Source organism: Acinetobacter sp. UBA3106, assembly GCA_002365595.1.
Lineage (GTDB): Bacteria > Pseudomonadota > Gammaproteobacteria > Pseudomonadales > Moraxellaceae > Acinetobacter.
Genome location: DFAM01000011.1, coordinates 79597 through 102286, shown reverse-complemented (window position 1 = coordinate 102286; position 22690 = coordinate 79597). Strand labels below are relative to the sequence as shown.

Below are 22690 nucleotides of genomic sequence, written 5' to 3'. Positions count from 1 at the left end.
TTTTTGCCCCCATCCCGGCGTGCTGAAATGGGGGCTGTTATTACTGATCGAATTCCAATTCGTTACTTATAAGCTCGACTGTATGCAGACTTTTTAAATGAGTTCAACTGCAACAGCGGTTGCCTCACCACCGCCGATACATAAAGCAGCAATGCCTTTTTTACCACCAGTACGTTTTAAGGCATGCAATAAAGTCACGATAATACGTGAACCTGATGAACCGAGTGGGTGACCCAATGCGCAAGCGCCGCCATTGATGTTCACTTTTGCTTCATCCAGATTGAAAGCATCCATAGCCGCCATAGTGACCATGGCAAACGCTTCATTGATTTCCCAAAGATCAACCTCTTGAGCATCCCAGCCGGCTTTTTTCAACACTTTTTCAATTGCGCCTACCGGTGCAATACTGAATTCTGTAGGATGCTGAGAATTAGAGGCATAGGCGACAATTTTCGCTAGAGGCTTTAAGCCACGTTCTGCCGCCGTTTCTTCTGAAGTCAGCACTAATGCCGATGCCCCATCTGAAATCGAGCTGGAATTGGCAGCGGTAATGGTGCCATCCTTTTTGAATGCAGGACGCAATGTCGGAATTTTATCAGCCTTGGCATTCAGCGGTTGTTCATCTTGCTCCACCACCACATCGCCTTTACGTGAAGACACCGTTACAGGCACGATTTCTTCTTTAAAATAACCATTGTTGATGGCAGTGACCGCTTTATTCAGTGAACTGATCGCAAAATTATCTTGCTGTTCACGGGTATAGCCTTTTTTATCCGCCATATCTTGCGCAAGAATACCCATAGAAAGACCAGTTTCAGCATCTTCCAGACCTTCCTGAAACATGTGGTCGGTAATTTTGCCATGTCCCATGCGATGGCCGGCACGCGCCTTGTCGAGCAAATAAGGCGCATTACTCATCGATTCCATGCCGCCTGCCACAACAATCTCTGAGGAACCGGCTTTAATGGCATCTGCAGCCTGCATCACCGCTTTCATGCCTGAACCACAGATTTTATTTACTGTGGTTGCGCCCGTCGTATCGGGCAAACCTGCCTGACGCATAGCCTGGCGCGCCGGACCCTGTTTTAAACCGGCTGGAAGAACACAGCCAAAAATGACTTCATCAATATCTGTAGGCTGTAAACCTGAACGCGCAACGACTTCTTTAATCGCCGCCGCGCCTAATTCTGGCGCTGTACATGAAGAAAGTGAGCCCTGGAAACCACCCATAGCTGTACGCACACCATTTACAATAACAATCATTTTGTCCATCCTAGTTTATCAATCTTGTTGTTTGACATGAGTTGTAGATACCACTCATGTCATTTCCATCTATGTTAAAGCCAAACGCTCATCTTAAGATTGCGCAGTAAAATATTCTTCTGGCAACTGCATCACCAGATCGGCACCCGCCTGAATACGTTGTACACGTGCAGCCAGGTCTGGTAATACTTTTGCCACATAGTACTCTGCCAACACCAGTTTGTTCTGGAAGAAGCTTTCTTTCTTCGGTTGAGCAGCCTGGCTAATCCGCGCATACATATAAACAAAGCTGAGTAATCCCACAACATGCAGGTAATCCACTGCCACCGCATTAGAGAGTTCCGGAGAGGTTTTGGACTGGTTCACAATGAAAGCTGTAATCTGTTCAACCTGTGTACAGGCATCCTGTACAGCAGCTTTAATTGACAATGTGTCATCAAGACTTTGTGCAAATTCACGAATTTCGGCAATGTATTCGGCAATGTATGCGCCACCGCATTTGATGGTCTTACGGCCAATCAGGTCAATGGCTTGTACACCATTGGTGCCTTCGTAAATTTGGGAAATACGCAAGTCACGAATACATTGTTCCATGCCCCATTCACGAATATAACCATGACCGCCAAACACCATTTGTGCTTCAAGGCTTGAATCAAGGGCCTTGTCGGTTAAATAGGCTTTTGCAATTGGAGTTAACAGTGCAACACGGTCATTGGCTTTACGCACCGCTTCTGCATCGGTCGAGTATTTAGTAATGTCGAGCTGCTGACCGACATAGACCGCAAAGGCACGTGAAGCTTCGTTGTTGGCACGGACATTTAGCAACATGCGGCGCACATCGCCGTGTACTAAAATCGAATCCGCCGGTTTGTCAGGCATTTTTGCACCAGTTGCCGAACGGCCCTGTAAACGGTCGGTCGCATATTGTGCAGCATTTTGGTAGGCGAATTCAGCCGCGCCAATACCTTGAATCCCCATCGATAAGCGTTCGTAGTTCATCATCACGAACATGGCGGCCAGCCCTTCGTTTTCGTTACCTACCATATAACCTTTCGCACCATCAAAGTTCATCACGCAAGTGGCAGATCCTTTGATCCCCATTTTGTGCTCGATAGAACCCGCAGCAACTGCATTGCGCTCACCCACCGATCCATCTGCATTGACATGGAATTTTGGCACAATGAAGAGTGAAATCCCGCGTGAACCGGCAGGTGCATTCGGTGTTTTAGCAAGTACCAGATGAATGATGTTTTCACACAGGTCGTGCTCACCACTGGTAATAAAGATTTTTGTCCCGGTAATATTGTAGGAACCATCTGCATTCGGTTCGGCCTTGGTTTTGATAATGCCCAAATCGGTACCTGCATGTGGCTCCGTCAAGCACATGGTCCCTGACCATTCACCGGTGTAGAATTTTGGCAGATAAGTCTCTTTTTGTTCCTGAGAAGCACGATCATTAATGGCCATGCCTGCACCTACCGTCAGCAAGGGGTACAGCATGAATGACGGGTTAGTACTCCAGATCATTTCATCTGCCAGTACCGTCAGCATTTTAGGCATGCCCTGTCCGCCCCATTCTTCAGGTGCACCCAGGCCAACCCAGCCACCTTCTGCAAACTGTTTAAATGCTTCTTTAAACCCTTTAGGTGTAGTTACCACACCATTATTGAACTGTGCGCCGCCTTCTTCATCACTTGTGCGGTTTAAATCCAGAATGACATTTTTAGAAAACTTTGCCATTTCCTCTAAAATCGCATTAGCCGTTGCCATATCTAAATGAGCAAGGTTTTCATTACCCTGCCAGAATTCATCTGCCTTAAATACATCATTTAAAATAAATTCCATGTCTTTAAGCGGTGCGTTATAAATAGGCATATTGCTTTCCTTATGTGAAGACTTCGCATTAAAAAATATTGAAGTGCTTTTTAAAGTTGTAAGAACCTATACTGAAATAACGGATGTATTCCAACGTACATCTCTTTGAGTAAATCTGGGTATTTACGTGGTTTTCAACATTCATGAGGAGAAATGAGTGCTGCGAAAATCAGCTTTAAATACTTTACTCATCAGCCCGAGGGTCAACACTTATTTCATCATCACGCTTATGCGCAACGAATAAAACATGGTTTCTGTAAATCCCTTTAAACTGAACCATTCAGCATCAAACCGAAGCTTAAGTACGCACATGAATACGGTTAAATCAGCAGATCTGCTCTTTGCGTTTTATGGGCGATTCCCTTTTTCAACGCAAAATGACAATAAAATAATTATGCGGTAATTGGAATTTTATTGATGATTATTGACCTCTCAGGTTCTCATTGATTGACTTTTATTTTTTGCTATGGCACTGAGAATATAAATAAAATTAAACAGTAATTTGCTACTCACATGAGACATTAGTTGAGTTGCCATATTTATTTTATCGGTATATGTTGAATCTGCTTTTTTATGTCTTTCTGGGACTTACGATGAATACGGTACGCCAACAAAATTTTCAATTACGTAAAGAGAAAATTTTAGCCATGGCAGAAACACTGTTGCTGGATAATAATCAGGATATTACCCTTGCAGAACTTGCATCTGAACTGGATATTGCGAAAGGAACCATTTATAAACATTTTAAAAGCAAGAATCAGCTCTATTTAGAACTTATTATCTTGAATGAAAAAAGATTATTAGAAATTTCAAAAAAATATAAAAATAATATTAAAACCTATGTATCCCAGTACATGCTCTACAACATGCTAAATTCCAACCGAACCATTTTATTGCACGTGATTGAAGAACGCTTAACCAATAACGAACGTAAACTGAAAGAATTATTTGAACAACTTTATCAAGTGCGTGAAGAACGGATTATTGAAATTAAGGACATGACTGACGAATATCTAAAGTCCTTTAATAGTGCCATGTCGATTCGCGATTATTTATCCTATATCTGGACGGTAACTTATGGCGCCTCATTGTTACTCAATTCGACCCATTACCAAAAATCGATTGGTTCACGTGAACGCCTGATTAAACTGTATATTAATCAGGCCCTCATGACTCCGGATAAAATTTCTTAATTTATCGGACTCAATATTATACGATCAGGGATGAATGATGTTATGGGGCGAATCATTTACATCATTCATTTGACTAAATAATTCATAACACATCTGACGCAGCCATTGATGACTGGTTTTGTGATGGCAGGACATATGCCAATATTGCTTGACTGCATAGGTAGGAAACGTAATCGGTGCATCGAAAATTTGTAAATTGCCGCGCGACAATAACACTTCACTTAAATAATAAGGTACGGTCGCAATCGCATCAGTTTCCTGTACTACCAGTCCAACACCCAGATAACTAGGCAGGCGCATCAAGATATTGCGTTTCAATTCTAAATTTAGCAGTTCATTTTCAATATGATAATGCCCCATTCCGGCATCAATATCGATATGTGATTCCTTGATATATTGTTCGGTGGTTAAACTATTTTCGCTCAGCCGCGGATGATTTTTAGATGCAATAACCACATAATATTGCTCAAACAGTTTTTGCTGATAAAAACCATTTTCTAGATTGGGTAAAAAACCAATGGCCAAATCAATTTCGCCATTGGCCATTTGATAGCTGGTTTCAGACGTAATGGCGCGAACATTTAACCGAATATGTGAAGCATGTTTTTTTAAATATTGCGAAATCTTGGGTAATAAAACCAGATGCGACACATCGGTCATGGCAATGGTAAATTTTTGCTGTGAAGTGGTCTGGTCAAAATCAACGGTAAAGTTATTGATAATTTCTACTTTACTTAAGGCTTCACTGACCAATGGAAAAAGCTGTTTTGACAGTTCAGTCGGCACCATTTCATTGCCAATTCTTAAAAACAGCGGGTCATTATAATGCTGGCGAATTTTATTCAGGATATTACTGACTGTGGGCTGACTCATGGCCAGATATTCAGCCGCAACAGAAACACTTTTATATTTATAAATATAGAGAAAAACGCTGAGTAATTTACAGTCGAGCTCAAACACCGATTCAAATCCCTAAATCTTTAATTTGTAGAGGTAGTACATCATCTGCTTTTTGAATGCTATTTCCAATGTCCATTTATACCGAAATAACAGGTCGAGCGAATAAATCTTCACTTCAATCTTACAAAATAAATTCTATCCATAAAAATCACAACAACACAAAAGACGCATCATCCAAACAGTTTGACCTAAACCTGAATGCCTCAAATTTAAGTCAAAGCTTAAAACGTGCAGCAATTAGTCTGCGGAAATATCTTCAAATAACACTGAAGATAAATAGCGCTCGCCCGCATCCGGTAAAATCACCACAATGTTTTTACCGGCATTTTCAGGCCGTGCTGCCAGTTGAGCGGCGGCTGCCATCGCTGCACCACTTGAAATACCCACCAAAAGGCCTTCATGGGTTGCAGTTTTGCGTGCCCATTCAACCGCGGTCGCACTTTCAATCGCAATCACTTCATCCACTAGATCCAAATCCAAGTTTTTCGGAATAAAGTTCGCACCAATGCCCTGAATTTTATGCGGTCCAGGAGTCAAAGGCTCACCACGTTTTGCCTGACCAATAATGGCTGATTCCGCAGGTTCAACAGCCACTGAATAAAGCGGCTGTTTTTTTACCTGCTCAAAATAACGTGAAATACCGGAAATGGTACCGCCCGTCCCCACACCAGACACTAAAATATCAACTTTACCGCCCGTGGCTTCCCAAATTTCAGGACCTGTGGTTTGTTCATGAATTTTAGGATTGGCTGGATTTTCAAATTGCTGCGGTAAAAAATAGACATCCGGCTGTTCATTGACTAAACGGACTGCTTCATCTACTGCGCCTTTCATGCCTTTCGCCGGTTCAGTCAGCACCAGATTGGCACCAAAAGCCTTCAATACCTTACGGCGTTCAACACTCATACTTGCAGGCATGGTTAAGGTAATGCCATAACCTTTTGCAGCAGCAACAAATGCCAATGCAATACCGGTATTACCACTGGTTGGCTCGACAATATGCATCCCCGGTTTAAGCAAGCCTTTTTCTTCAGCATCTGCAATTAACGCCGCACCTACACGACATTTCACCGAAAATGCCGGATTACGGCTTTCAATTTTTGCCAATACCGTTGCATCGGATGAAATAGCACGATTGATGCGAATTAAGGGAGTATTGCCAATAGATTCAGCATTATCAGGATAAACCGCTATAGCTAAATTGTTCGGTGTTGGAAAAGCAGAATCTGTACTCATTTGAACTCCTTGAGCTGTCTTTTGATTTTAAAGTCATGCACTCATCATAAGCCATTTAGGCAGACAAGATAAGTTTTTCTATAGCTGCGTTTCTACAACTTAAGTTACGATTTAACTCTAAAAGAGCATACTTTTTAAAATCTTGAGCTAGGAATATTCACCAAAGCGTGACCATTTAAATGACGTAATTGTCACCAATAAGATTTGTAATTATTTATGCAATTGCACACAATATCTATCAAATGAAAACTGATTTAGGGAATCAAATGTCTAATAAGGGTTATAGCCGGTTCTATCGACAATTTACACAGAAAATCCTCGATAAAATCGTGACGCCTCAAGTCTTAGGCAATACTGAAGAATTAGAAAAAAATATAAAAAGTCAGTTAGATAAAAAAATAATTTGCTATGTCTTACAAGATGCTTCACTAAGTAATACCGTATTAATCGACACGGAAGCCAAAGCACGTCAACTGCCTTCGGTATTTGCACCTTTAAGCATTCAGGAATTTCAGGAAGATGATTCAATTCTGGCTTTGAATGTGCCCAACTCAAAAAATGAAGCCTATCATTATTCGGCAAAACTGATTCGCCTGATTGAAGCGTTGGAAAAATATCCTGAATATGATATTGAACTGGTTCCAGTCACGGTATTATGGGGTCGTTCACCTGAATATGAAGGCTCATGGTTTAAAGCCTTATTTGCAGATGCCTGGGCAACCCCTTCCAAATTAAAACAGGCCTTGAATATTTCTTTATATAGCCGTGAAAACTATATTGAATTTCACAAACCAATTTCCCTGAAAGCAGCAATAGAAAAATCTAAAATTGAATATCCGAATTTTTCTCCGGCACATTCTGTAGTCAAGGAGCTAAATACCAATTTTAATAAATATAAAGAAGCTATTTTAGGCCCCGATTTATCCGACCGCCGGAATCTCATTAACAAGTTAATGAAAACTGAAACGGTTCAGGATGCGATCCGTAAAGAAAGTATTGACAACAAAATCAGCATGTTTGAAGCAGAGAACCGCGCCAAAGGCTATTTAACTGAAGTGGTTTCGGACTTTTCCTATTCTACCCTGCGTTTTGCCGAACTGGCGCTGACCAAACTCTGGACGCAACTTTACGATGGAATTGAAGTGCATAATTTCGATACCGTGCGTGAGCTGGCCAAGGATTACGAAATTGTCTATACCCCATGCCATCGCAGTCATATCGATTATTTGCTGCTGTCTTATGTGATTTTTAACCGCGGCTTGATGGTGCCGCATATTGCCGCGGGTATTAATCTCAACTTGCCTGTGGTCGGTCAGATCATGCGTGGCGGCGGTGCTTATTTTATTCGCCGTACATTTAGCGGTAATGAACTTTATACCTCGGTATTTAAAGAATATTTACACAGCCTTTTATCACGTAATACCCCTTTAGAATACTTTATTGAAGGTGGACGTTCACGTACCGGTCTGCTGTTGCCCCCGAAAAAAGGCATGCTGTCGATGACGGTACAAAGTCATTTACGTGGTGCCACCAAGCCGATTGCCTTTATTCCGACCTACTTTGGTTATGAAAAGCTGATTGAAGGTACCTCTTATTTAAATGAACTGAATGGCAAACCGAAAGAAGCCGAATCGATTTGGGGAATTTTGAGTTCAGTTCGTAAAATTGAAAAAGTCTTTGGTCAGGTACACGTTAATTTTGGCGAGCCAGTTTTTCTGGATCAGGTTTTAACTGACAATCAAGCAGAACATATTCAATTAAATATTCATGATGAATTACCCCAACCGGTGATTCAAACCGTGAATCAGGTTGCCAATTCAATTCTGGAAAATATTAATAAAGCGGTGGTCATTAATCCGATTTCGTTAATTTCGCTGATTTTACTCAATGCTGAAGATCATGCTTTAACTGAACATGATTTAATCGCGAAAATTGATCAATATCGTCATTTATTAAAAATGACAACATATGATTCAAAAATGATCATGACAGAATTATCCAGCGTAGAGATTATTCAGTATGCCGGGAAATTAAAGCAGGTTGAAACCTTCAGCCAAAATAATCAAAATTGGGTACGGGTGGCTGAAAGTCAAAAAATTCTGTTAAGTTATTTTAGTAACAATATTCTGCACTGCTTTATTCTCCCGGCATTAATTGCAGTACTGGTGCATTCGTATAAAAAAATCTCTAAACATTATTTAATCGACACAGTTAAAAATATCTATCCCTATTTTAAGGAAGAATTTTTCCTCAAATGGCATAGCGATGAATTAGATCAGGAAATAACCGTAATTCTGGAAAGTCTGGCGCAATTCGGCTGGATTAGCCTTCATTCAGACCAAACTATTGCTATTTCATCGGATGAACAGGCTCAACAGCAGCTTTTGGCACTGGCACACCTCTCTCATTCCAGCCTGAATAACATGACCATGATTGCTGCATTATTGCAACAATATGCGCCGCAGCAATTCTTGAGCCTGAAAGAGCTGGAGAATATGGGGAAAGCGGTATTATACAAATTGTCTCAAACTCAAAAAATTCAGTCCGGTTATTATTTTGATAATGCAACTTTAAAAAGCTTTATTGCTATCTTGAAACAAAATGGCCTGCTCAGTATTCAAGAAAATCATTTTGTCATCAGTGATGATTTTGAAGAAAAAATCTCTGCAATTTTTGACTGGTATAATCCTGAAATGCGTCAGGCGATTACGCAAGCTCTACATTTTAACGAGAAAGAATTAAAAGCGTTCAAAACCACCCCTAAAACCTGATCCGCTATATTTGATGTGCATATAAGGCATTTAATTTAGGTTAAATGCCTTATTTTAATGAATATAAGAATATTTGATAATTACCTTCATTAAAAACCATTGAAAATCTTACATTTTCATCCTATATAAGATTCATCAGGGATTATACTGCCAAGGTTACTGTTGCGTAGTATGGAAATGCTGTATGAACACCGATCTTGAAATTGCTTCTATGCATGAGTCTATTGATATTGTGGTCACGATATTAAAATCATTAGCCAATACAGATCGTTTACTTATTTTATGTCATCTTGCCAAACAGGAATTAAATGTCTCCCAAATAGAGCAGATGACACAGATTAACCAACCTACGTTATCCCAGCAATTGATGATGCTACGTAAAAGCGATGTGGTGACTACGCGTCGTGATGGCAAACAGATTTTTTATTCCATTAAAGATGAAAAACTCGTTCAGGTACTGAATAACCTCTATCAACTGTATTGTCCGAAAAATCTAATTTAATACTATCTCAAAAGAAAATGGAAAAGATATTAATATCTTTTGACATTTCATAGGTATAAACAGATAAAGACACAAGCTAAGGCAATCTCACTTTTATAGTTCTGCTCTAGCTTGTCATAACGAGCTGCAGAAGCTCACACTGCTTTAATCTTGTAAATGCATTTTTACTTCATGCATGATTTCATATAAATCCCCCCTTCTTTTTAGATATGACTTGATTTTATATTCCATTTTTTTGCATTATTGAATAATACAGTTTAGAAATAAGTAGAGATTTTTTATGGCTCTGCAAAGAACAGCTGGCACAGTAAGTTTTAGCGTTTTTAGCAAAGGTAGATATTTTTTAGAGGAATGAGCATTAATATAATTTATTTAAGTCAAAGCTTGATATCTATGCAGATTTTCAAATAATTCTATGTGAGGATAATCACATTTTTGTTATATTGTTTATACAAAATTAATAATCAGTATATCGATCTGGTGTAAAGATTTTGATTGAGAATCTATTAAAAAATACGCGATACAACTCAGGGAAGGAATGCGATATGAGTCAAACAGCGAGTTATTTAGATACTCAATCTATCTTTCATTTAATTGGGCAACACGCTGACTTACCCATCATATTTCAGACCGTCAGTGAATGGTTAGAAGCCCGGATACCGGATTCAATGGTATCCATTATGGGGTACTCAGAGACAGAACAAACGTTAAGCCTGATTAGCGGTACCCACCATTTTTCCACCCAATATCAAGAAGCAATTAATGGGATAAAAGCAGACCCAAATGTCGGTGCTTGTGGTGCAGCAGCTTTTCACCGAAAACTCGTGATTTGTGAAAATTTAACTACCGATCAGAACTGGAACAATTTCAGAACCCTTATCCAAGAAGAAAATCTGAATGCGTGTTGGTCTACGCCTATTATTAACGCGCAAGGCAAACTCTACGGTACCTTTGGAACGTATTATCGCTCGCCTAAATGTCCAACACCGACTCATATTAAATTACTTCGTCATGCGGCATCTCTCATTGCCTTAAGTATGGATCTGCATGAAGAACGTCAGCAGAGACTGGCTCTGCATGATAAATATCGCTCGTTCTTCACTTACCATCCGGACGCTATTTTTGAACATAATCTAGAAGGCATCGTGATTGATGTTAATCTTGTTTCTGAAAAGATCACTCAATTTAATCTTGAACAGGCTCGAGGCTTACATTTCTCGAATTTTATTTGTGCTGAATTTCAATCTTTGGCTCAAACTGCATTTGAACAAGCCTTAAAGGGAAACAGTCAGCATTTGGAAATTCAAGCCCTGAATGTCTTAGGGGAAAGTTACTGGCTAGACCTGACTTATTTACCCATTACGCAAGCTCAACAGGTGGTGGGCGTTTTTGGTATCGCTCGTGATATTTCAGAACGGCGTGAAAGTGAAGAAATGCTGCGTCTGCTTAAACGTAGTGTCGATGCCAATCCTCTTGGAATTATATTGAGCAATGCTGCCCCAGATCAGGCCATTGAATATGTTAATCCTGCGTTTGAATCGCTGACCGGTTATAATAAAGAAGAAGTGATCGGTAAAAATTGTCGTTTTCTGCAAGGCCCTGATACAGATCCTGAAACAGTTAATAAAATCCATCATGCCCTCCAAGAACAACAAGAAATTCAGATCACCTTAAAGAATTATCGTAAAGATGGTAGCTGGTTCTGGAACCAGCTGATATTAGGACCGGTTTTTGATGACAAAAATATCTGCACACATTTTATGGGTATTCAGCAGGATATTACTCAACAGCGGGCAAATAGCGAATATATCGCCCGGCAACAAACCCACGACAGTTTAACCGGATTAATTAATCATCATACCTTTGAAAAAATACTGGATGTCGCTTTTCACCACATACCGCATGAGCATCATCGTCCCCTGATCGTCATGTATGTTGATTTAGATGGTTTCCAGCCTTTAAATCAAAGTTTGGGACACCTCAGTGGTGATCAGCTTCTGATTGCTGTAGCAAATCGCCTGCGTCAGATCGTTCAAGAAGAAGATATCATTTCTCATTTTTCCGCAGATGAATTTGGCATATTGCTGAATAAATGCCATGATTTAAAACAGGCCGCCGTCACTGCAGAGCGTATCTTAAAAAGTCTGTCCGTACCCTTTGATATCGATGGCCATAAAATCCATATGAGTGCGAGTATTGGTATTGCAGATGATGGCGCTCAGATAGAAAAATCTACCCAATTGCTTCATCATGCGATACATGCAATGAATGAAGCAAAAAAAGAAGGTGGAAATGCCTGGCACTGGTATGCTTTTGACGCTACAAGCACACCGAAAATCGATTATGTGCTGATGCGGCATGAATTAATGCTTGCCCTGCAAGAACAACAGTTTAGATTGGTTTATCAACCGGTTATTGATGCTCATTCAGGCCAGCTAATAAGTGTAGAAGCCTTAATCCGCTGGCAGCATCCACAAAGAGGTTTTATCTCTCCAGCAGACTTTATTCCATTCGCCGAAAAAACCGGTCAAATTGTAGCGATTGGTCAATGGGTTTTACAGCAAGCCTGTCAGGATATTGTTGAATGGAATAAGAAAAATAGCGCCAGCCTGAGTGTAGCCGTCAATCTTTCGCCCTTACAGTTCAAGCGCACAGGCTTTTTGTATGAGTTACGAGAGACCTTGGCCAATACACAGTTACAGCCTGAATTATTAAAAATTGAAGTCACGGAAACCATGTTAATTGCAGGTGCTGACCGTTCTTTAGAAATTTTAAATGCGGTCCGTGATTTGGGCATCAAAGTTTCTGTCGATGACTTTGGAACAGGATACTCCAGCCTGAGTTATTTACGCACTTTACCTGTGGATGAAATCAAACTTGATCGCAGTTTTATTGAACATTTACCTCAAAATGAGAAAGATGGTGCTATTGTCGCAGCTATTATTGTCATGGCTCATCAACTAGGATTACAAGTGGTTGCTGAAGGGATAGAAACTCAAGCCCAAGCCCAGTTTCTCAGAGAATATGCATGTGACCATTTTCAAGGTTTCTATTTTGCTAGACCGGCTTCACTTTCAGAGCTCAAGCTTCATTATAAGCCGGTAGAAGAAGTAGAAAAATAACTACCGTTCCATGCTCTAATAACGAATACAGTTACGTCCATTATTTTTAGCTTGATAAAGTTTATTATCCGCCATTTTAAAAACTTCGCTCACACTGTCCGAGCTTTTAGGCCAAAAGGCAATTCCAATAGATATGGTGATGGGTCCGATAGAATTAATGTTGCTTGATTCCATTGTTTTTCTTAAACGTTCCGCAGCATTATAAGCGACCTTAGGGTCTGAGGTGGTCATTAATACAATAAACTCTTCCCCGCCTATACGACAACAAATGTCTCCCTCTCTGAAATTATTATTCATAAAACTGGCCAGGGTTTTTAAAACGATATCTCCCTGATCATGACCATAAGTATCATTCACCTTCTTAAAAAAATCGATATCAATTGCAAGGACGGCAAAATCTCTCTCTAGACTCACCACTTCTTTTAAAAAGATTTGCATTCCCCGTCGATTATATAAACCTGTCAGTGGATCGGTATTTACATGTTGACGCAGTTCCGTAATCTTTTCAGTAAAGGCTTGGGAACTGAGCAGCAATGAGGTTCTAAACTTTAAAACTTCAAAATACCAGGGATCAACCTGTTTAATTTTATCCTGAATGTCTGGCTGATTAAGCATACTGGCCATTTTCGCCAAGCTATTTAAAGGTGAAGAAATAAAGCGCGACATTCTCCAGACAATAAAAAAGATAAATAAATAGAAAAATAAAATTCCGACCGAAACTTTTAAAAGAATCACATTGGCTTGCTTTAACAGTTCTTCGGTTGGTTGCTGGGAAACGACAATCCAGTTGGTACTCGGAATATAGGCAAAACCTGCCAAATTTTCGACGCCCCGACTATTGATTAACCGGACATTTCCTATTCGTTTATGTACCATATAGTCCAGCCCGGTATTATTGACAATTTTTTCGCCAATCCTTTTCGGATCTGGATGAAAAATAATTCGATTATCCTGGTCAATGACATACATATAACTTTTTTTAAAATCATATTCGGTTGAAAGCATTTTCTGGATAAGATTATTTTTTTGTAGATAAATCGTGCCGCCAATCATGCCCTGATAATTTTTATTTCGGTCATAAATGGGTTGCGACAACATTACCACCAGATTATGTCTCACTGACCAATAAGGAGAAGAAATATAGGTGGTTTTATGCTTTAAAGACTCAGTAATGCCGACTGATTTATATGAGATATGAGTACTCAAATTTAAACTTTGCGGCGCAAAAGAAACTATTCTTCTTTGCGGATCTACAATTAATAAACTATTAAATTTGTTCGATTGATTTTTAAGACGCTTTGTTTCTTCTTGTATTAATTGAGGATTAGAAAAATCTTGTCCTAACAGGTCAGCACTATATTTTAACTCTTTCAGCATATCATCAAAATGCTGATCTGCACTATTGGCAACCTTTGAAGCATATTTGACATTCACTAAAAGTGAATTTTGAATGAGCTGGTCTTTAATCACATAATTGAGAATAAATACAGACACAATAAATAAGCACGACACACTGATAATAGTCGAAATCAGGATCAGTTTTCGAAGATTTAATTTAAGTGCCAAAAGAATCTGTTTCAAAACCTGACCCTAAAATAGTGTGACCATATTTACATTTTATAACATATTTATCGATAAAATTAACAAAATTTTAATCATGAATTTCGATTTGAATCGTGCCGAGAATATCGGAGCCCAGCTTTTTTGAGGTAACGTCTCGATGGAAAAGTCATCATAATCTGCGGGAACTCAAAGCATACCTTGCAGGCTTACTTTTTAAATCCAAAAAAGATTATCTTTTTATCTGAACTGCACTTGCTGCTGAATCTGGTTTGGCGAGTAGATTTTAAGTTCTCGCTATTTTTGCACAGTAAATGTCATTAGTCCCTATCTTACTCACAAGACTTCTTAGCATTTTTTATGCATAATATATCTGAAATAGTGATTTAGTTTTAGATATGTCAGATTTAAATTTTCGCTTAACCATGTTATTACCCGCTTGGCGCTGGCTGCGTACATACAATCAAAACAAATTTAAATCTGACCTTCTTTCAGCACTGATTGTCATTGCAATGCTGGTTCCGCAAGGAATGGCCTATGCCATGCTAGCAGGACTACCGCCAATTACAGGACTATATGCCAGTATTCTGCCCATGATCATTTACGCCATGGTCGGGAGCAGTCCTACACTGTCTATTGGCCCTGTCGCGATTATTTCCATGATGACCTTCGCAACCCTCAATCCACTGTTTGAAGTTGGCTCTCCTGTTTATATACAGGCTGCCTGCCTACTGGCCGTGATGGTGGGCGTTATTTCGCTGTTGCTCGGAATTTTTAGATTTGGCTTTCTGATTCAGCTGATCAGTCATCCGGTCATCAAGAGTTTTATTATTGCTTCTGCCTTGTTGATTGCTTTAGGTCAATTCAAATTTCTGGTCGATGTGCCTTTAAAAGCCAATAATATTCCCGAATTTGTACTCAGTGTTTGGCAATATATGAGTTACAGCAATCTGCCATCTTTAATATTTGGTCTGCTTGCACTTATTTTTCTGATTTATCTTCCTAAAGTTTTACATTCTAATGCTGTGCAAAGCCGGATAGGTTCGACAGCTTTTTTGACTAAAGCCTTGCCTTTAAGTTTGGTGGTGATTTCAATTGCAGCGGTCTATTTTTTAGATTTAAAAGCCGTGGGCATTAAAACGGTAGGAGAAATTCCTTCTGGTTTTCCCCCGCTGAGTATGCCCTACTGGAATCTGGATCTGGTCATGACCTTGTTGCCAGGTGCAGCCATGATCGCCATGATCAGCTTTGTCGAATCACTGTCCATTGCTCAGGCCACTGCCTTACAGCAACGCAGTCATTTAAATAGTAACCAGGAACTGATTGCGTTAGGTTTATCCAATCTAAGTGCCGGTCTCAGCTCGGCATTTCCAGTCACCGGAAGTTTATCGCGCACGGTGGTCAATGCAGATGCCGGTGCCAAAACGCCGCTGGCAGGCGTGATTTCATCCCTGCTTATTATCCTGGTCAGCCTCTATTTTACTGGTTTCTTCCGTGATTTACCTTTGGCCATTCTGGCAGCCACCATCATCGTGTCTATCTGGAAACTGGTTGATTTTAAGCCATTTATTGAAACTTGGCGTTATTCCAAAGCAGACGGTATTGCCATGTGGATTACCTTCTTTGGTGTGCTCTGCATCGATATCTCGACCGGTTTGCTGTTGGGGATTGTCTCTACCTTTATTTTGCTGCTCTGGCGTATCAGCCGCCCGCATATTGCGGTCATTGGTCTGGTCGAAGGAACCCAGCATTTTAGAAATATACAGCGTCATGATGTACTGACCTCCAACAAAGTTTTGTCCATGCGGATAGATGAAAACCTGACCTTTTTAAATGCCAATACTTTTAAAGGCTTTCTGATTAATGCTATGAGTCAATATGCTGATTTAGAGCATGTGGTTCTTAACTGTTCCAGTATTAGTGCTATTGATCTGAGTGCGCTGGAAATGCTGGAAGATCTGAATGCCGAGCTTAATAAATTGAACATTAAACTGAATTTCTCGGAAATTAAGGGTCCAGTGATGGATAAATTACAGCATTCAAAATTGCTGAAACACTTAAGTGGCAAGATTTATCTTTCGCATTTTCAGGCCATGCAAGAACTTTCCCCAGAAGATTTTTAAGATCAATGAGATAAAACTAGCGACATGGGATTTCTGGTGTTGCTCTCAAAAATAGCTTTTGAACTTTAGTGAAAGACTAAAATACATCCAATAGAATGGCCTGACCAAATACAACACAGCAGAATAAGCAGAAGCATTTGTATTACTTGAATATTTCAAAATATGAAAAATTTTAATTAAAAATTGAAAATATCGACTTTAAAAATAAACAGTTAGTTTTTATATGGAAATTATTTTTTAGCAATATCAATTTTAGGTATAAAATGCCGCATATCTTTGTGATTTTTTTAGTCCTCGTATGTGTGACAAGGCACCTTTATGTTTTCTGCTTTAATGCGTTTGAGTTTAGTCTCCCGAATTATTATCGCCATTATTTTAGGTATTGGTGTTGCTGTTTTGTTCCCTAATGTCGCTCCCTATTTAAGCCTCTTGGGTGACTTGTTTATTAAAGCTCTTAAATCTGTTGCACCTATATTGGTTTTTATTCTGGTTTTATCGTCTATTGCCAATTTTAAAGTCGGCCATAGCGCCAACATTAAACCGATTATTGTGATGTATAGCATTGGGATGTTCTTGGCTGCATTAAGTGCAGTAATTGCCAGTATCTTTTTTCCAAGTACATTATTCCTGGATATCCCGGCAAATGCGGACCTGCAACCACCGGGCAGCCTGATTGAAATCTTAAAAAATCTGCTTTTAAGTTTTGTGGCAAATCCTGTGGTAGCGATTAGTGAAGCAAACTTTATTGGTATTTTGGCTTGGGCTGTTGCTTTGGGTGCTGCGTTCCGTCACTCATCAGACAGCACTAAAATCTTTTTAACCGATGCTGCAAATGCCGTAAATAGTGTAATTCGTTTGGTGATTAACTTTGCCCCGGTCGGTATTTTTGGTCTGGTTGCGGTAACAGTTGCTGAAGCGGGATTAAATACTTTTGAAAGCTATGCCCAATTACTCACTGTATTGATTGGCACCATGTTCTTTGTGGCATTGGTCATTAATCCAATTATGGTCGCCTTTGTTACTCGCGCTAACCCTTATCCGCTGGTGTTTAAATGTCTACGTGAAAGTGGCATTACCGCGTTCTTTACCCGAAGCTCGGCAGCCAATATTCCTGTGAATCTGGATTTAGCCAAGCGTTTAGGGGTGAATGAATCTACAGCAAGTGTCGCTATTCCACTCGGTGCAACAATTAACATGGCGGGTGCCGCAGTCACCATTACCGTCTTAACATTGGCAACCGTCAATACTTTAGGTATTTCGGTTGATTTCACCACCATGCTGGTTTTATCTGTGCTTGCAACCGTTTCTGCTTGTGGTGCATCTGGTGTTGCCGGTGGTTCTTTACTGCTGATTCCTGTTGCGTGTGGCCTGTTTGGCATTAGTTCCGATATCGCCATGCAAGTGGTTGCGATTGGTATGGTGATTAGCGTATTACAGGATTCGACTGAAACGGCATTAAATTCTTCAACAGATGTGCTATTTACTGCTGCTGTTGATCGTGGTTTGGATTAAGATAGTCATTATTAAGTATTTTTTTATGACGTTATGCCTCTTCAAACTTTACCGCTCTGGGTTCAATTAGGTGCTTTTTTTCTTGCAATGAATGCAGGAATGATTAACGTCCTCGGACTGGTGACCGTGTTGCATCAGTCCGTTTCACACATGACCGGTAATGTCAGCATCTTGGCCATGGCTTTACTCAAGTGGCAACCTGAACAGATCCTCTACTTGAGCTTGGTTGTCCTATGTTATGTGATCGGTTCCTGTTATAGCGGATTGATACTGGGAAATAGCCAGTTTAAGCTAGGAAGCCGCTACGGTTTACCTTTAAGCTTGGTGGCTCTTTTTATTATGCTATGCTGGTTTTTATTGCCCTATTTTCCTCGTTATGCTTTGCTTTGGGCGTGTGTAGCGATGGGTGTGCAAAATGCCATGGTCAGTCATTATAAAGGCACGATCATCCGCACGACCCATTTATCAGGCGTTTTGACCGATTTGGGTTTGGCATTAGGTTACAGGCTACGTGGTTTAGAAGTAGAAAGTCGACGCATTATTCTTCATTTACTCATTTTATTTGGATTTTTTATTGGCGGTTTACTTGCGAGCCTGATGTATCCTTATTTAAAATTGAACTCATTCCTTATCCCTGCGATGTTAAGTTGGACCCTTAGCTCGATTTATTGGGTGATTTATTATCGTTATCGACAGACTCAAGAGTAATATCGGAATTTATTATGGTCAAAAATGCATTACAGGCTCAATTGCTAAAAGCGGGTTTAGTCGATAATAAAAAGGCTAAAAAACTGTCAAAACAGGCTGTACATGAGCAACGTACCGGACAAAGCAACGAAGCTGAATTAAAGGCCAAAATTGCCCAGGATCAGCAAGAGAAACTGGCTCGCGATCAGGCACTGGATTTAGAGAAAAAACGCCTGTTACAAGGTAAAGAATTAAAAGCTGCCATTGTTCAAATGATCAATCAGCACAAAATTAAAGATACCGATGGTGAAGTTGCCTATCAATTTATTGATGACAATAAAGTCAAAAAGATTTATCTCAATCAGCAGATTTACAATGCCCTAGTTGCTGGTTCACTCATTATTGCCAAAGAAGCTGAAAGTTACGCTGTTTTACCCAAGGCTTTGGCAGAGCGCATTAATGACAAAATGGAAGGCTTCATCATTGTGAATAATTCCGAGAAGAATGAACAAACCACAGATGAGGAAGATCCTTATGCCGCTTATGTCATTCCTGATGATTTAATGTGGTAAGTCTCGCTCATCAATAGTTAAAGTAGTTCTCTATGCCAGTATTCGTATTGGCATAGACTATAAGAACAAAATCATGATAAAAAATTAAGCCATTCCAGTATCAGCGCAGCTGGTGAATTTTGTTTTAGTTCATGTATATAAAACGTTATCTTTATTAGAATAAAAAAATAACCCTATACACTATTCATCATTTAAAAATTTCAGGGTAAGTTTTGCAACAATTGGCATTTATACAAAATATTCAGGACTGGTCAGATCAATATCCATGGCTAGAAATGCTCACCTCTCTCAGTATTTTAATTTTACTGGCATTCCTGGCAAATTTTATTGCCAAGCAGGTTGTGGTTCGCGGTATTCGCCAACTGATTTCCAAGATGAAATTTGTCAATCATGAAATTTTTGCCCAGCACAGCGTAATCCGACGGATTTCCAATATTGTGCCAGCCATTGTGATTATGAACGGAATTATCACGGTTCCGCATCTTTCAGAAAAAGTCATTGTTTTTGTTCAAATGGCGGCACAAGCGTTTATTTTTCTTACCATTGCTTTGGCTATCAGTGAATTTTTAAGTATTTTCAATCTGGTTTATCAACGTAATCCCAAGTCAAAAAACAAGCCAATTAAAGGTTATTTACAGCTGGTTAAGCTGATCATCTTTATTGTCTGTGGCTTGATGATTTTAGGTACGTTCCTTAAAAAAGATGTCTTTACCTTGCTGGCAGGTTTTGGTGCCATGGCAGCAGTACTGATGCTGGTATTTCAAAATACCATTCTCTCTTTGGTCGCGTCAGTACAGATTTCATCTTATGACATGGTGCGAATTGGTGACTGGATAGAGATGCCTTCACTGAATGCCGACGGCGATGTCATTGATATGTCATTGCACACCATTACCGTGCAAAATTTTGACAAAACCTTAACCACTATTCCAACCAATAAACTGGTGACAGATACTTTTAAAAACTGGCGCGGTATGGCTTATGCGGGAGCTCGGCGGATTAAACGATCAATCTTTATTGATCAAAGCAGCGTACATTTTATGACCCCGGCTGAACAGCAAAAGCTGAAAGAATTTTTATTGCTGGATCAATATTTAAATAGCAAACATGACGAACTGGAAAGCTTCAACCAGCAACTCTCGAACCAATCTTTATACAATCAGCGCCGTTTAACCAATTTAGGAACCTTCCGCGCCTATGTTGAGTTTTACTTAAAACAGCATTCCGGCATCGCGCAAAATCAATCACTGATTATTCGACAATTACAACCGACCAGTGAGGGTCTACCACTGGAAATTTATGCTTTTGCAAATACAACGGTATGGAAGGATTATGAAGCGATCCAGTCTGATATCTTTGATCATTTGATTGCCATTGTCCCTGAATTTGGTTTAAGAATTTATCAGGCGCCATCCGGTACTGATTTCAGGCAATTCACGGCACGTTCGGTTGATCAAGACGAATCCGCTAATCCTAAACTTTAAAACTAAGAGGATGATGCAATATTTAAAGCATATTGCTATTCTTCTTATTTATAATTGAATGATTTAACTGAAAATAAGGCATCCTTGTTTTATGCAATTGATATGGTTTCGACAGGATTTGCGTATACACGATCATGCTGCGCTTTGGCATGCGACTCAATCTGGAAATTGTATTGCCTTGGCAGTGCTCTCACCTGAGCAATGGCTACGACATGATGACAGTCCAGCCAAAAAAATATTTTATTTACGCCAACTGGAAACGCTCAAATCACAGCTCAATCAACTGAATATTCCTCTGCTGATCAAATGCATTCCTTTATGGAAGGATGTCCCCGATGAAATGCTGCAGCTTTGTCTGCGACTTGGCATTAATGCTGTACATGCCAATATTGAAGTTGGGGTCAATGAATTAAAACGTGATGCCCAAACGCAAAAAAATCTGGAAAAGCATCAGATTTCGCTTGAGCTTTATCATGATCAGACCATTTTTCCTGTCGGTTCAATCTGCAATAAATCCAATCAGCCATATCAAGTGTTTAGTGCTTTTAAAAAGCGTTGCTATGAACTACTCAGCATCAGCCTACCGCAAGGCTATCCGGCAATCGCACAGCAGAAAAAAATAGAGCTGAACCTGGAGCTAGAAAATACAAACATCAGTGCATCCACCTATATGCAAAGTCCTGCCTCGGATCAACTACAGCAACTTTGGCCGGTGACTGAAGATTATGCGCTGGAAATTTTAGACAATTTTATTGACTCTAAACTGGAATATTATCAACAAGAGCGTGATTTCCCTCATCTCAATTCAACCAGTCAACTATCTCCCTATTTAAATATCGGTGCAGTTTCAATCAGGCAGTGCTTACAAGCTGTGTTTAGAAAGCAAAATGGCTATTTCCATATAGACAATATAGGACAACAAACCTGGCTAGATGAATTGTTATGGCGTGAGTTTTATCAACATATTCTTTATCAATTTCCTGCTGTGTCCAAACATCAGCCTTTTAAAAGCAATACTCAAAAGATTCAATGGCGACACGCTGAACAAGACCTGCTTACCTGGCAGCAAGGGCAAACTGGAATTCCGATTGTTGATGCAGGCATGCGTCAAATGCTGCAAACCGGATGGATGCATAATCGGGTACGCATGATTACTGCTATGTTTTTAACCAAGAACCTGCTGATTGATTGGCGTCTGGGTGAAAAATGGTTTATGCAGCATTTAATTGATGGCAATTTGGCAGCCAATAATGGTGGCTGGCAGTGGTGTGCTTCAACAGGCACAGATTCAGTGCCCTATTTCCGAATTTTCAATCCTGTCTCGCAATCACAAAGATTTGATAAAAATGGCGATTATATACGGACCTGGGTACCGGAATTGGCGCATCTGAATGCAAAAAAAATTCATGAACCGTATGCTTATGAACATGATCAAGCATTAAATTACCCGCAAGCCATTGTGGATTTAAGCCAATCGAGAAAACGCGCAATAGAGGTTTTTAAGGCGATATAACTTTTTAGAGATTATAAATCAGAGATCAGAGAGCTTTGAAGAATAGCTTTTCCAGTTGGACCCAAATCCAGCGCCTTGAAATCTCTTTTGTTCATTTTCAGCTTAATGCTGCTCTAAGAGAGCCATTATAATCCGAAAGCAATGTTTAAGCTGTGATTATTTTAAATGTAAAATCAACTTGGCGAATAAAATCATTCAATCAATTTAAATTATTTTAATTGAAATATTTCAGAAGGTAAAAATATTTATTCTAAATAAATTCAGCTTGCTAGCTGAACTTTTTTTTATTTTGATTTTAGAAAATACTGTATAAATAA

15 protein-coding genes are annotated in these 22690 nt (G+C 39.7%); 10 read left to right on the top strand and 5 right to left on the bottom strand.

All coding sequences use genetic code 11. The features are described 5' to 3' along the window. Positions 1–93: 93 nt before the first annotated feature. Together B4C48_RS05090 and B4C48_RS05085 are read right to left on the bottom strand one after the other, a co-directional pair. Positions 94–1263 carry a thiolase family protein gene (locus B4C48_RS05090; RefSeq protein WP_291354526.1) on the bottom strand — a complete coding sequence of 390 codons (1170 nt, stop codon included), beginning with the start codon at positions 1261–1263 and terminating at the stop codon, positions 94–96. Positions 1264–1356: 93 nt separating this feature from the next. Further along, a complete protein-coding gene (locus B4C48_RS05085; RefSeq protein ID WP_291354525.1) occupies positions 1357–3138 on the bottom strand; it encodes an acyl-CoA dehydrogenase C-terminal domain-containing protein in 1782 nt (593 codons plus the stop codon). A 593-nt stretch (positions 3139–3731) separates the two neighbouring features. Here B4C48_RS05085 and B4C48_RS05080 point away from each other — a divergent pair. Then, positions 3732–4331 (top strand): TetR/AcrR family transcriptional regulator, encoded by a 600-nt coding sequence (locus B4C48_RS05080; protein ID WP_291354524.1) that lies wholly within the window; start codon positions 3732–3734, stop codon positions 4329–4331. Positions 4332–4355: 24 nt separating this feature from the next. Here the strand turns inward: B4C48_RS05080 and B4C48_RS05075 are convergent, their stop codons facing one another. Both B4C48_RS05075 and cysK read right to left on the bottom strand, forming a co-directional pair. Beyond that, positions 4356–5291, bottom strand: a complete 936-nt coding sequence (locus B4C48_RS05075) for a LysR substrate-binding domain-containing protein (RefSeq protein ID WP_291354523.1) — start codon at positions 5289–5291, stop codon at positions 4356–4358. Between the two features lie 237 nt (positions 5292–5528). Next, complete coding sequence (gene cysK / locus B4C48_RS05070; RefSeq protein WP_291354522.1) at positions 5529–6527, bottom strand: cysteine synthase A; 999 nt, start codon at positions 6525–6527, stop codon at positions 5529–5531. A 266-nt stretch (positions 6528–6793) separates the two neighbouring features. On the opposite strand from cysK, the gene plsB reads away from it, so the two are divergent. The 3 genes from plsB to B4C48_RS05055 all read left to right on the top strand — a co-directional run bounded on the left by plsB (position 6794) and on the right by B4C48_RS05055 (position 12922). Further along, positions 6794–9298 carry a glycerol-3-phosphate 1-O-acyltransferase PlsB gene (plsB, locus tag B4C48_RS05065; protein WP_291354521.1) on the top strand — a complete coding sequence of 835 codons (2505 nt, stop codon included), beginning with the start codon at positions 6794–6796 and terminating at the stop codon, positions 9296–9298. A 184-nt stretch (positions 9299–9482) separates the two neighbouring features. Next, positions 9483–9800 (top strand): ArsR/SmtB family transcription factor, encoded by a 318-nt coding sequence (locus B4C48_RS05060; protein ID WP_291354520.1) that lies wholly within the window; start codon positions 9483–9485, stop codon positions 9798–9800. A 545-nt stretch (positions 9801–10345) separates the two neighbouring features. Further along, entirely contained in the window at positions 10346–12922 is a 2577-nt protein-coding gene (locus B4C48_RS05055) for a bifunctional diguanylate cyclase/phosphodiesterase (protein ID WP_291354519.1), read from the top strand. Positions 12923–12937: 15 nt separating this feature from the next. On the opposite strand, the gene B4C48_RS05050 is transcribed toward B4C48_RS05055, so the two are convergent. After that, positions 12938–14503 carry a sensor domain-containing diguanylate cyclase gene (locus B4C48_RS05050; RefSeq protein WP_291354518.1) on the bottom strand — a complete coding sequence of 522 codons (1566 nt, stop codon included), beginning with the start codon at positions 14501–14503 and terminating at the stop codon, positions 12938–12940. Positions 14504–14880: 377 nt separating this feature from the next. Between B4C48_RS05050 and B4C48_RS05045 the strand changes: the two genes are divergently transcribed. From B4C48_RS05045 to B4C48_RS05020, 6 genes are all read left to right on the top strand, one after another. Then, positions 14881–16605 carry a SulP family inorganic anion transporter gene (locus B4C48_RS05045; protein ID WP_409449781.1) on the top strand — a complete coding sequence of 575 codons (1725 nt, stop codon included), beginning with the start codon at positions 14881–14883 and terminating at the stop codon, positions 16603–16605. A gap of 318 nt (positions 16606–16923) precedes the next feature. Then, positions 16924–18117, top strand: a complete 1194-nt coding sequence (gene sstT / locus B4C48_RS05040) for a serine/threonine transporter SstT (RefSeq protein WP_291354517.1) — start codon at positions 16924–16926, stop codon at positions 18115–18117. A gap of 33 nt (positions 18118–18150) precedes the next feature. Then, positions 18151–18825, top strand: coding sequence for a YoaK family protein (locus B4C48_RS05035; protein ID WP_291354516.1), 675 nt, complete (start codon positions 18151–18153; stop codon positions 18823–18825). A 14-nt stretch (positions 18826–18839) separates the two neighbouring features. Then, complete coding sequence (locus B4C48_RS05030) at positions 18840–19376, top strand: DUF2058 domain-containing protein (RefSeq protein ID WP_291354515.1); 537 nt, start codon at positions 18840–18842, stop codon at positions 19374–19376. 212 nt (positions 19377–19588) lie between these two features. Continuing rightward, positions 19589–20860 carry a mechanosensitive ion channel family protein gene (locus B4C48_RS05025; RefSeq protein WP_291354514.1) on the top strand — a complete coding sequence of 424 codons (1272 nt, stop codon included), beginning with the start codon at positions 19589–19591 and terminating at the stop codon, positions 20858–20860. Between the two features lie 91 nt (positions 20861–20951). After that, positions 20952–22373: a cryptochrome/photolyase family protein gene (locus B4C48_RS05020; RefSeq protein ID WP_291354513.1), complete on the top strand. Its 1422-nt coding sequence runs from the start codon at positions 20952–20954 to the stop codon at positions 22371–22373. Positions 22374–22690: the final 317 nt, after the last annotated feature.